Below are 12,417 nucleotides of genomic sequence, written 5' to 3'. Positions count from 1 at the left end.
CGGAAAGGTTTGAAAGATCTACTTTCCGAACAGCTCCATTAATGAATGTTTGTAAGCTTCCCCGATCTGGAGCTTAAGGAAATGATCTCCTTCTGTTTGAATGGTGGTAATGATTTCGTTGGTAGAAAATACTTTGATGGAAGAAAGAGCGATGATCTCTTTTTTATTTACCTGTGCAAAATCTTTTGAGGGAAGCATTTCAAGAAGATTTTTAAAATTAAGGTTTTTAAGAACAATTGTGGTTCCGTCATTCAGGATAATGTCCTTATCGCGGCTGTCGATTTCAGAGGTCTTAATATAGGCGATCTGTTCGGTAAAAATAACGGTTCTGCCGATGTTGGTATTCCATTCAATCAAATCCTTTTTATGAGGAGTATCTACCAATTCTTTAGCTTTTTCAAAGGCTTGGATAAGTCTTTCCTTTTTGATGGGTTTCCGGACATAATCCACCACATTCAGATCAAAAGCTTCTGCTGCATATTCTTTGTAAGCCGTAGTAAAAATAATTTTTTTGGAGCCGGAAATAAGCTCGGCGACCTGAAGTCCGGTCATACCCGGCATTTCAATATCCAGAATACACAGATTGCAGTCGATATTGTCTATTTCGTTCAGGAAGATTTTAGGATCGTTGAATGCCTTTACCACTTCTACATTTTCGATCTGCTCGCAGAGAAGTTTTAAGTAGCTGATCGCCAGTAATTCATCATCAAGAATAACGCATTTTATCATAGAATTCGCCTAAATTGATTTTTAATTCTGCGGTGAAGATACCGTTTTTTGAGTTTTTTTCAAGCTGATAATGATTGTTGTAAATCATTTTAAGCCGCTGATCCAGAGACTGGCTTCCGAAACCGCTGTTTTCCTTTTCAAGGACGTTCTTCAAGGAAGCTTTGTTGCTGACTTTCATGATGAAAATACTGTTTTCAAGCTCTAAACTGATGGAAATAAAGGAATCCTGAGCCAGAAAATCTGTATGTTTAAAGGCATTCTCAATAAGGTCAACGGAAATCAGCGGGGCAAAAACCTTTTCTTCATATACCGCATCAGATTTGTTGATTCTGGATTTGATCCTGAAGTCAAAAAGGGGATTGATCTTTATTTTATTGATCTCGATAAGGCTTAATGCAAAATTCAGTTCCTCCTTCGGGCTTACAAATTTATTGTTGCTTTCGTATAAGATGTAATCCAGGACATTCGCCAGTTTATCCAGCGACATATAGGTCTGGTAGGCATGCGACTGTACGGAATTCAGGATGTTTTTAAACAGATGAGGATTCAGCTTTGTACCGATGTGTTCCAGCTGTACTTCATTCAGTTTCTGCTCGATGATCTTGTTCGTTTCAGAAAGCCGGGTATTTTTTTGTTTGAGCCTGGTGTTTTGGCTGAACAGGTAAATACCGACGGTAAGAAGAAAGAAAATAGCAAAAACTCCAATGAATATCAGATAATCGTGGATCATGTAGTAATTGCCTTCCATAAAAATAGTTTTTGGTAGTTTTTAATGTTTAAAATGTATTTTTAAACTTAATTTTTTTAAACCATTAAGAATATTTAAGTGATTAAGATTTATTAAGATAAAAATCAAAGATATTTGACGGAGCCAAACTCTTAATAATTTTCAGCTGAATCTCTAAGTTCCTTAATTTCTTACTATTCTAAACCCTATTTCAATTTCTTCAGAGCATTCAACATCACGGTTTCCTCACATTTTTCAAACGTAATTTCATACACAGGATTTTTTTCCGGATAGATGATTACATAATCAGGGCAAGGTTTCTTCTGCGCGTGGCTTTTGTCGAAATCTACTTTTCCATTGGTGATGATGCTGTCCTTTATAAATTTTTCATCTAATTGATAAGTACTCATTCCGTTTTTGAAGTCTTCAGAATATTTGAATTCTTTAGACAGGGTTTCAGCTATTACACGACTGTTCGGAAGATATCCGCTGCAGCTCGCGCCTTTTTTGTTTAAAATAAAAAATACAAGTATCAGCCCGGGAATAAGACCTATTAAAAAGAATTTAAGTTTTTTCATTAGAAAATTAAAAGATTGATATCATGGTAAGTAAGTCCGAAACGGTCGCAGATCACCTTTTTGGTGTGTCTTCCTTTGTACATGTACAGGCTCTGCTTCATTTCGTTTTTGCGGATCAGCATATTTTCAAAACCGCCTTCTTCATCGTAATTCAGAATATAGGAAAGGAAGAAATTGGAAATTGCTTTTGTAGTCGTTCTCGGCATTCTGGACGTAAGGTTCGGAAGTCCGCAGTGGATGACACCGTGCTTGATGACGTATGGATTATCCATGGTGGTAAGTTCAGAAGTTTCGATCACCTTGCCATTGTCTATGGTAATATCGATGATGACGCTGCCTTTCTTCATTTTCGCAACCATTTCTTCGGTAACGATCGGGGTCATATTTAATCTCGGAAGAGCTCCGATCACTACGTCGGCACGTCTTAACGCTTTGCTTAATTCTTTAGGATCAATAATGGAAGTCGGAACCCGGCTGTCTACAAGCGTATGAAGCCTTCTCAGCTTGGAAAGTGAATTGTCAAAAACCCTTACGCTGGCTCCAAGTCCGATGGCTGCCTTCGTAGCAAATTCTCCTACGATTCCTGCCCCTAAAATAACAACTTCTGCAGGTCTTACCCCTGTAATACCGCCCAGCATTAAGCCGTTCGACAAAGCCAGAAGTTCTGATGCATATAATATAGAAACGGTTCCTGCAATCTCGCCCACCAGTCTTACCAGAGCAAGCTGCTTATATTCGTCTACAATAAATTCAAATGCGATGGCATTGATTTTTCTCTCTGCCAGCTTTAAGAAGTAATCCTTATCTCTGAGGTTGATCTGTAGCGCTGAAACGAGGTACGTATTAGGCTTCATGTATTCAATTTCCTCTTCTGTAGGCGGATTCACCTTTAAAATAAGATCCTGCCCGAATGCTTCTTTGGGATCATTGGTGATCTTAGCCCCGGATTCGGAATACTGCAGATCTGTAAAAAAAGAACCTTCCCCGGCACCGGCTTCTATAATAAGCTCATGACCGTGTTCTACCAGGACCTGTACCGCGTCCGGAGTGATGCATGTTCTCCTTTCATTAAGACAGGTTTCTTTAGGAATTCCAATACTGAATTGTTTTCCTTTCTTTATAACCTCCAACTTTTCTTCCTTCGGCATCAATTCTTCTTCGGTAAAAGGAGTAAAAATATTTGTAGTACTCATTCTTTAATTAAATTAGGTCTTACAGGTTGTTATTTTACAATTGAATCAGGAAGCAAAGATACATAATATTTACTCGAATGAGATGTCTCTTTCATCACCGGTATTCACGATACTCATTGTGTGGTACTTAAGCCCGTAGAGCTCTTCTTCATACACTTCCGGCCATTCTATGATGCATAAAAAAGCATTGTCCAGGTATTCTTCAATACCGATGTCATACACTTCTTCAATGTTTTTTAAACGGTAAAGGTCAAAATGATAAATTTTTCCTTTCGGTGTAGTATATTCATTGACAATAGAGTAAGTAGGAGAGTTCACTTCATCCTGACTGCCCAGATTTTTAAGCAGAAATTGAGTGAAGGTTGTTTTACCTGCTCCCAGGTTTCCTTTTAAAAGAAGAATATTATGTTTTAAGTCAGGAATAATCTTATCGACAACTTCCTGCCAGTCTTCAAGCGTATTGATCGTAAACTGCATACAAGTAATTTGTGCAAAAATAAGGAATTTAGTTTGAGTGTAGGGGAGTTTGAATGTGGGAGTGTGGGAGAGTTTGAGAGTTTGAGGGTGTGGGGGTGGGAGTGTAACAGAGTGACGAGGGGGCGGGAAATATGTTTTTTTTGTTTCTTAATCGTAAAAAATATTTATGTTTCTAAGGCTAATAAACTCAAAAGACGCTTTCACTCTAAAACTCTCCAACCCTCAAACTCTTCCAACTCTAAAAATTTCCTTATTTTTACACTATGATTTCCAAGCAGACCATAGATAAAATTTTCTCAACGATACGGGTAGAAGAAATAGTGGGAGAGTACGTTCAGCTGAAAAGGGCAGGGTCTAATTTCAAAGGACTCAGTCCCTTCCATGAGGAAAAATCACCAAGTTTTGTAGTTTCGCCAAGCAAGCAGATCTGGAAAGATTTCTCCACAGGAAAAGGAGGGACTGCCATTTCTTTTCTAATGGAAATCGAGAATTTCACGTATCCTGAGGCCCTTCGCCATGCTGCAAAAAAATACGGAATTGAAATTGAAGAAGATCAGCGTGAGTTTTCCGAAGAAGCCAAACATGCACAGACAGAAAAAGACCAGCTGTATAAAATTCATGAAGTGGCCAATTCTTATTACCAGGAGATTCTCTGGGATTCGGAAGAAGGAAAAAGCATTGGTCTGGCCTATTTCAGGGAACGTGAGCTGAAAGATGATATCATTAAAAAATTCCAGCTTGGGTATTCTCCGGAAAAGAAAAATGCTTTTACACTGTATGCTGAGGAAAAAGGATATACCAAAGAAATCCTTGAAAAATCCGGACTTTCCATATTTCCTGAAAATACACCTTCCGGGATCGACCGTTTCCGGGAAAGGGTTATTTTCCCGATTCATAGTTTTTCGGGGAGGGTTTTAGGTTTTGGTGCCAGAATTTTAAGGAATAATGTAAAAACGGCTAAATATTTAAACTCGCCGGAGACTGAGATTTACCATAAATCCAATGTGCTTTATGGCTTAAATCAGAGCAAGCAGGCAATTTCCAGAAAGAATATATGTCTTCTTGTGGAAGGGTATATGGACGTTATTGCGCTTCATATGTCCGGAATCGAGAATGTTGTGGCGAGCTCAGGAACCTCTCTGACCACGGAGCAGATTAAGCTGATCAAAAGGCTTACAGAAAATGTAACCATTCTTTTTGACGGGGATAATGCCGGTATCAAAGCGAGTTTCAGAAGTATCGACATGCTTTTGACCGAAGGAATGAACATCCGTGTTCTTCTGTTTCCCGATGGTGATGACCCGGATTCTTTTTCCCGGAAACATTCGCAGGAATATGTAGAAAAATTCATCGAAAATGAAGCGATGGATTTTATCGATTTTAAAGCCGAAATTCTTTTAAAGGAAGTCGGAAATGACCCGATCAAAAAGGCAGAAGCGATCAGGGATATTGTAAAATCTGTTGGGTTCGTTCAGAATGCTTTGAAAAGAGAAGTATATCTGAAGCAGGTTTCCAATAAATTCGGATTGTCGGAGCAGAGTCTTTTCAACGAGCTAGATGTTCAGAAGCAGATCACCCAAAACCAGAACCAGCATGCCCAGCAGCAGAAGGAAAAAGTTCAGCCAAAACTGGAAATTGTTCCTTTAAATGAGGAAAAAGAAGATCCTTATCTGTATGATGTTCTGTTTATGGAAAGCAAGCTGGTAGATCATATGCTGATGTTTGGCGATATTGTTCTGAAAAGGACCAATGAAAAAAACGAAGAATACCAGATCACGGTTATAGAAGAGATTCTGCTGCATTTTGAAGAAGAACAGTACAGCTTTCTGGTCAAAGGAAATGAAATCATCATTGATCAGGTAAAAGAGGGAATACAAAAGGATGAGCTGAGGAGCGGGAACTTCTTTGTGTCATTTATGGATGAAGAAATTACTTCCAAGGTCGTAGATGCACTGATGCCTCCGGACGAACTGGAAAACTGGGGTTCCAGAAATATTTATCCTCCCAACTACGGCGACAAAATAGCAGAACAGGTACAGGGTGATGTTTTGCTGCATAAATACAGGTATATTGATTATCTGATCAAGGAAACCGCAAAGCAGCTCGACGAGTACAGCGGTAAGGATGAAGGAAAGTATTATGAACTGATTAAAAAGATCACCCTGCTGAAACAGGCTTCCATGAGATTAAGTGATATTATAGAATATTCTCCTATCAAAGGAATCTATGTGGACAGAAGAAGATAGACCGACGTCCTGTATTTTAAGAATCAGCGGGATATTCTGTGACAAAAAGTCCTATAAAATTTTAGGAATAAAAGTTGTAATTTAAACTTCGAAAAAAATATTTAATAATACATAATAGAAATATGGACATTAAAAAAGACTTCAGAGATTTCTCTGTAAAACATTTAGGAAATAGCGGTCTGGTTACCGATCAGTATATGGGAATGTACGGCCCAACAAACCTTACGCCGTACATCATGGAAGAAAGAAGATTAAACGTTGCTCAGATGGACGTATTTTCACGTCTGATGATGGACAGAATTATCTTCCTGGGAACAGGAATTGACGATCAGGTTGCCAATATCGTAACGGCTCAGCTTTTATTCTTAGAAAGTGCAGATCCGTCAAAAGATATTCAGATCTACATCAACTCTCCGGGTGGAAGCGTTTATGCAGGTTTAGGGATCTATGACACGATGCAGATCATTAAGCCGGACGTAGCTACGATCTGTACAGGAATGGCCGCTTCTATGGGAGCTGTTCTACTGGTTGCAGGTGAAAAAGGAAAACGTTCAGCACTTAAGCATTCAAGAGTAATGATCCACCAGCCTTCAGGAGGTGCTCAGGGAGTAGCTTCAGATATGGAGATCAACTTGAGAGAAATGCTTAAACTGAAGCAGGAATTGTATGAGATCATCGGTCACCACTCAGGACAGACTTACGAGTGGGTAGAGAAATCATCAGACAGAGACTACTGGATGACTTCTGAAGAAGCAAAAGGCTACGGAATGGTAGACGAAGTTTTACAGAGATCTACAGATAAAGAAAAAAAATAATTCCTTTGGGAATAATGAAAAACGCACTGGTTTCGGTGCGTTTTTTTTGTTTTATCACAAGAGTAACTTCCAGCCTTTTAACCAGAACGTCTTACATTGTTAAAATATATTTATTATTAAATTTAAGATCAGTTTATAATCAATCTATATTTTCGCGGCATAAAAGTAACTATGAAAAAACTGCTGCTGTCAGCGATCCTATTCACGGCCATCATGTCATGTAAAGATGACGATAATGTGAGTAACCAGAACATCAATTATACCAAGCTTCCTCAGGAATTTCCTTTTTCTACCTTAATGACTTTAAATGGAGTTAATGTTATTAACGGCGGATTCGGTTCCGGAGCTGCCGCACACCCGACCCAGAAAGGGGAATTCTATGTAATTACCGACCGTGGTCCCAATGTAGCTTACCAGAACGGAATCAAAATCCTGGTTCCGAACTTTACGCCAACGATTATGCATTTCAAAATCAATGCAGATGGGAATATTGAAGTTATTAAATATATTAAACTCAAAAATCCTTCCGGGCAGCCTATTACAGGACTTCCAAATCCTGTAGGAATGGGCAGTACGGGCGAAACCGCCTATGCTGCGGACGGAAGTATTCTTGGAACGGATAAGTATGGTCTGGACAGTGAAAGTGTTGTGGCTGCTACAGATGGAACCTTTTGGGTTTCTGATGAATATGGTCCTCATATTGTTCATTACAGCGCGGATGGAGTAGAGCTGGAGAGAATCAGCCCGATTGGTGTGAACACCGGAACAAGAAAGCTACCTGCTGTGTTTTCCAAAAGAAGACCCAACCGCGGAATGGAAGGAATGTGCATGACCCCGGACGGGAAAATGCTTGTAGGTACAATGCAGTCGACCATGTATGTTCCTACAAAAGCTTTGGCCACGAACACGACTTTAACGAGAATTATCACTTTCGATCTGGCAACCGGACAGACGAAACAATACCTATACAAACAGGACGGCGGAGCTTCAGATTCTGTCTGTGATATTACCCCAATCAGCAATACGGAGTTTCTGGTGATCGAAAGAGACGGAAATTTCGGCTCTTCAGGCGGACTTAAAAAAGTGTACAGAATCAATCTTTCAGGAGCTTCCGATATTTCAGGAACGGATTTAACGGCTGTGGACGGAATGAAAGTCAACGGGAAATCCCTTGAACAAAATACCTGGGACGAAATCAATACAGCAGGAATAAAACCTGTTACAAAAACACTGGCTGTAGATTTGGTAGCTAAATTAGGCTATGACCATGATAAATTTGAAGGCATCGTGTATCTGGGAAATAATAAGCTGGCGGTTTTCAATGATGACGACTTTGGTGTTGCAGACGATGGCAACGGAAACCCAAAAACGAAAGTGCTGCCGAAAACAGGTAAGCAGGATAAAGGAACAATGTATGTAGTCGATATTCAATAATTAGATTTTTTAAAGAAGAAACGGCGGCCTCGAAGAGGCCGCCGTTCTTGACTATATGTTTTGACTATATGATTAAATATTCAATAGGAATGGGCTTTAGCCCATTTAATTTAATAAAATAGAAATTCCATTGGCTTTAGCCAAAACCTACGCGTTGAATCCCTCAATAATTTTTGAGAAATCTTCCAGTTTTAAAGCTGCCCCTCCGATCAATCCACCGTCGATATCAGGCTGAGAGAAAATTTCCTTAGCATTATCTGGCTTCACAGAACCTCCGTAAAGGATAGAAACCTCGTCAGCAACTTCCTGTCCGTATTTTGCAGCAATGATGCTTCTGATATGTGCATGAATCTCCTGAGCCTGCTCCGGAGTTGCCGTTTCACCTGTACCAATAGCCCAAACCGGTTCGTAAGCAATTACTACTTTCTTAATTTCTTCAGCCGAAAGCGTGAAAAGAGCCACTTCAGTCTGATTTTTTACCACTTCGAAATGCTGCCCTGCTTTTCTCTGCTCAAGAGTTTCTCCATTGCAATAAACGGGAATAAGTCCTTTATCAAGAGCTAATTTGATCTTTCTGTTGCAGTGGGAATCAGTTTCACCATGGTACTGTCTTCTTTCAGAGTGCCCGATCAAAGAACCTGTAGCATCAATGGATTCAAGCATATCAGCAGATAGCTCACCCGTGTAAGCACCGCTTTCATGCTCACTCATATCCTGAGAAAATACACCGATCTCATCTTTTTCAAAGATGTCTTTGGCCATCATTAAGTATAAAGAAGGCGGTGCAATCCATACTTCGCAGTTGGTGGTGTTATTGTTTTTATAGCTCAGTAATTGAATCATCAACTGTTGTGCGTCAATGACATTTTTATTCATTTTCCAGTTTCCTGCAACTATTTTTCTTCTCATAGTCTTCCTAATTATGTAAAATTTATTTTTATTATTTTATTTCTCGCAGATTTTAGGGTTCAGATAATTATTTTCAAAACAATAAAATCTGCAAAATTCGCAAAATCTGCGTGATGCTTATTTACTAATTCCCTCCAGTTTAAACATAAAAGCATACACCAAAGCCGTATCCTTCAGATAATCAAATCTTCCGGAAGCACCGCCATGGCCATATTCCATATCCGTTTTTAAAAGCAGAACGTTTTTGTCTGTTTTCATATCTCTTAACTTGGAAACCCATTTCGCTGGCTCAAAATACTGTACCTGAGAATCGTGAAGTCCTGTAGTTACTAAGATGTTAGGATATTTTTTCTTTTCTATATTTTCGTAAGGCGAATAGGATTTCATGTAGAAATAAGCTTCCTTATTATTCGGATTGCCCCATTCGTCATATTCATTAGTCGTTAATGGAATACTTTCATCGAGCATCGTATTGATCACATCTACGAAAGGAACCTGTGAGATCACCCCATTCCATAAATTCGGGCTCATATTTACAACCGCTCCCATCAGAAGACCTCCGGCGCTTCCGCCCTGAGCATAAAGATGTTTCGGCGAGGTATATTTTTCTTTAACCAGATATTCTCCTGAATCAATGAAATCAGCGAAAGTATTCTTCTTTTTCATCATTTTCCCGTCTTCATACCACTGTCTTCCCATTTCCTGACCGCCACGGATATGCGCGATGGCAAAGGCAAAACCTCTGTTCAATAAGCTTAATCTTGTACTGCTGAAAGTAGCATCCATTGAGCTTCCGTAAGATCCGTAAGCATAGAGCAGAAGCGGGCTGTTTCCATCTTTTTTATATCCTTTTTTATAAACAATAGAGATAGGAATTTTCGTTCCGTCTTTGGCTGTTGCAAAAAGTCTTTCCGTGACATAATTGTTTTTATCATAACCGCCTAAAACCTCCTGCTGCTTTAATAAAGTTCTTTTTCCGGTTTTTAAATCCTGCTCAAACTGGGAACTCGGTGTTACCAGTGAAGTATAGCCAAAACGGAAATTGTCCGTATTGTACTCCGGATTATCTGATGAATAAACAGTATAGGCAGGCTCATCAAATTTCAGAAATTCCTTCTTACCGGTTTTTCTGTCATAAATCACCAGCTGGGAAAGTCCGTTTTGTCTTTCTCCAAAAACAAGGTAATTTTTAAAAGCACTGATACTCTGCATCAGCACATCACTTCTGTGCGGAATAAAATCCTTCCAGTTATCAATACTTGTTTTATCCAAAGGAGTTTCAACAACCTTGAAGTTTAAGGCATCCTTATTCGTTCTGATCAGGAATCTGTCTTCCAAGGGAGTCACCGTATACAGCACGTTTTTCATCCTTGGCTGAAAAACCTTGAATTCTCCGTTGGGCTGATCGGCATTCAGATATTTGGTTTCAGAGGAAGTAGTAGCTTTGGAATAAATAAAAATGAATTTCTCATTTTTGGATTTATACACCGAAATATAATTCGTTTTGTCTTTTTCCTCATAAACGGTGACATCCTTCGCAGGATCCGTTCCTAAAGTATGTCTCTTGATTTTTTCAGATAAAAGCGTTACAGGATTGTTCTCCGTATAGAAAATGGTTTTGTTGTCATTTCCCCATTCTGCAAAACCTCCGGTGTTTTTAATATTCAGATCGGTAATTTTTCCTGTACTCAGATCCTTCAAAAACAGTTTGTATTGTCTTCTCGAAACATCATCCACACCATAGATCATTTGGGTATTATCAGGGCTGATGCTGAAACCTGAAGCAGAATAATAAGAATGTCCTTCCGCCATTTTATCTATATCAAGAAGAATTTCCTCAGGAGCTGTAAGACTGCCCTTTTTTCTGCAGTACTTAAAATATTGTTTTCCCGCTTCCGTACGGCTGTAATAATAATATCCTTTCTTAAAAACAGGGACAGATTCATCCTTTTCCTTGATTCTGGCCTTCATCTCCTTGAAAAGCTCTTCCCTGAAAGGTTCCGTATCCTTCATCATGCCTTCCCAATAGGTGTTTTCGGCTTTCAGGTAATCAACGACTTTCGTAGAATCTTTTCCTTTCTTAAAATAATCAATCATCCAGTAATAAGGATCATTCACTTTATCTCCGTGAATTTCGCGGATGTGTTCCTGCTTTTCGGCAATAGGAGCCTTAAGGGCAGGGAATTTCTGAGATTGTACTGTAGATGCGCTCATGATTAAAATTCCTAGATAAAATTTTTTCATAATATATTTTGTCTTTTTGGCGCAGTTTTAGGCTAAATTCCACAGATTTTTTAAAAGTTTGTAGAAAGTATGTTCCTCATCGGTCACTTTATTATCAGCTTTGATCAATGTTTTGGCAAATTTCACAAATTTTACACGTTCATCCTCCGTAGAATCATCGAAGAAACATCTGGCGTGGAATTCAAAATGGTCTTTCCACTCTTCAGGCTGTAATAATGCCAAAGTTTCAAGCTCATTGTCAAGATTCATTCTGAACGGGAACTCGTCCGCCATATATTGCTGGATCAGCATTCCTTCCTCAGGAGCAAATTCTCCGTCTACAGAAGAAAGGATCATTAACAGATGATAACCGGCGATGGATTTATTTGATTTTTGCATATTTAGTAATTCTTTATTAAATGGTCTAAATTATTTTTTTCTAAAATTCTATCAAGATATTTCCCTCTGCTGCTTGCTTCCCTTTGGTAGGGCGCAAATTTTGATGCTACTTCATTAAACTCTTCATTTAATTTCATAAGCTCCTCTTTTTCATTGTCGCTAAGCATCTTTTGAGAAAACAGCGAGTTGAATTGTATTAATTTCTTGACAATAATTTCCTTTTTTACAATTTCTTCTTCAGTTGAATGAAGAGTACAGATTCCGTAGATACCTTTACAATAAGCATCCCATTCCTCTTCAAAAATTTCATTGATTTTTTGCTCATCTTCAAAATCATCTTTCAAAATAGAAGGATAAGCAAAATTTTTACTAGGATTCTTCATCAGATCCTGAATAAATTTTTCTTTAAATTCAGCTTTGTATTGCAGAGAATTCTCCAGATTTTTATGTTCATGAATCAGCTGAATACAATTTTTACTGAAATATTTTTCTGTGATTTCACTTTGGAATTCATCATTCAGAGATGAAGTGATTTTTATATTTTGAGAAATAACATAAGAGGCATCCGGAACTAAATGGCTTTGGATAAGTATGTTAAGTTCATCTTTGGTAATGCCTGTTACAGCACATACATTATCTTCAGTAATGTAATTTTCATTAATATATCTCAAATTCTTTTCCATGACT

At 38.6% G+C, this 12,417-nt stretch carries 12 protein-coding genes; 3 read left to right on the top strand and 9 right to left on the bottom strand.

The window, feature by feature from the left end:
- Positions 1 to 18: 18 nt before the first annotated feature.
- From JET18_RS18760 to tsaE, 5 genes are all read right to left on the bottom strand, one after another.
- Positions 19 to 729, bottom strand: a complete 711-nt coding sequence (locus tag JET18_RS18760; protein WP_202093644.1) for a LytR/AlgR family response regulator transcription factor — start codon at positions 727 to 729, stop codon at positions 19 to 21.
- Positions 707 to 1,477, bottom strand: coding sequence for a histidine kinase (locus tag JET18_RS18755; protein WP_202093643.1), 771 nt, complete (start codon positions 1,475 to 1,477; stop codon positions 707 to 709). Before JET18_RS18755 ends, JET18_RS18760 begins: the two co-directional genes overlap by 23 nt.
- A 185-nt stretch (positions 1,478 to 1,662) precedes the next feature.
- Entirely contained in the window at positions 1,663 to 2,034 is a 372-nt protein-coding gene (locus tag JET18_RS18750) for a hypothetical protein (protein ID WP_202093641.1), read from the bottom strand.
- Positions 2,034 to 3,227 carry an alanine dehydrogenase gene (locus tag JET18_RS18745; RefSeq protein WP_202093639.1) on the bottom strand — a complete coding sequence of 398 codons (1,194 nt, stop codon included), beginning with the start codon at positions 3,225 to 3,227 and terminating at the stop codon, positions 2,034 to 2,036. Before JET18_RS18745 ends, JET18_RS18750 begins: the two co-directional genes overlap by 1 nt.
- A 69-nt stretch (positions 3,228 to 3,296) precedes the next feature.
- Positions 3,297 to 3,704, bottom strand: a complete 408-nt coding sequence (gene tsaE, locus JET18_RS18740; protein ID WP_202093637.1) for a tRNA (adenosine(37)-N6)-threonylcarbamoyltransferase complex ATPase subunit type 1 TsaE — start codon at positions 3,702 to 3,704, stop codon at positions 3,297 to 3,299.
- Between the two features lie 263 nt (positions 3,705 to 3,967).
- Between tsaE and dnaG the strand changes: the two genes are divergently transcribed.
- From dnaG to JET18_RS18725, 3 genes are all read left to right on the top strand, one after another.
- The gene (gene dnaG, locus JET18_RS18735; protein WP_202093633.1) at positions 3,968 to 5,950 is read left to right on the top strand and encodes a DNA primase; all 1,983 of its coding nucleotides are present in this window, start codon (positions 3,968 to 3,970) and stop codon (positions 5,948 to 5,950) included.
- Between the two features lie 122 nt (positions 5,951 to 6,072).
- On the top strand, positions 6,073 to 6,765 hold the full coding sequence (clpP, locus tag JET18_RS18730; protein ID WP_202093631.1) for an ATP-dependent Clp endopeptidase proteolytic subunit ClpP: 693 nt from the start codon (positions 6,073 to 6,075) through the stop codon (positions 6,763 to 6,765).
- A gap of 171 nt (positions 6,766 to 6,936) precedes the next feature.
- Positions 6,937 to 8,199, top strand: coding sequence for an esterase-like activity of phytase family protein (locus JET18_RS18725; protein ID WP_202093628.1), 1,263 nt, complete (start codon positions 6,937 to 6,939; stop codon positions 8,197 to 8,199).
- 147 nt (positions 8,200 to 8,346) lie between these two features.
- Here JET18_RS18725 and tpiA read toward each other — a convergent pair whose 3' ends face one another.
- The 4 genes from tpiA to JET18_RS18705 form a co-directional block, all read right to left on the bottom strand.
- Positions 8,347 to 9,108: a triose-phosphate isomerase gene (tpiA, locus tag JET18_RS18720; protein WP_202093626.1), complete on the bottom strand. Its 762-nt coding sequence runs from the start codon at positions 9,106 to 9,108 to the stop codon at positions 8,347 to 8,349.
- 117 nt (positions 9,109 to 9,225) lie between these two features.
- Complete coding sequence (locus tag JET18_RS18715; RefSeq protein ID WP_202093624.1) at positions 9,226 to 11,352, bottom strand: S9 family peptidase; 2,127 nt, start codon at positions 11,350 to 11,352, stop codon at positions 9,226 to 9,228.
- A 27-nt stretch (positions 11,353 to 11,379) separates the two neighbouring features.
- Positions 11,380 to 11,730, bottom strand: a complete 351-nt coding sequence (locus JET18_RS18710; protein WP_202093622.1) for a tellurite resistance TerB family protein — start codon at positions 11,728 to 11,730, stop codon at positions 11,380 to 11,382.
- A gap of 2 nt (positions 11,731 to 11,732) precedes the next feature.
- Positions 11,733 to 12,413, bottom strand: a complete 681-nt coding sequence (locus JET18_RS18705; RefSeq protein ID WP_202093621.1) for a DUF6058 family natural product biosynthesis protein — start codon at positions 12,411 to 12,413, stop codon at positions 11,733 to 11,735.
- Positions 12,414 to 12,417: the final 4 nt, after the last annotated feature.

This window comes from Chryseobacterium endalhagicum (assembly GCF_016745235.1).
Lineage (GTDB): Bacteria > Bacteroidota > Bacteroidia > Flavobacteriales > Weeksellaceae > Chryseobacterium > Chryseobacterium endalhagicum.
This window is presented reverse-complemented; position numbering and strand designations above follow the sequence as displayed.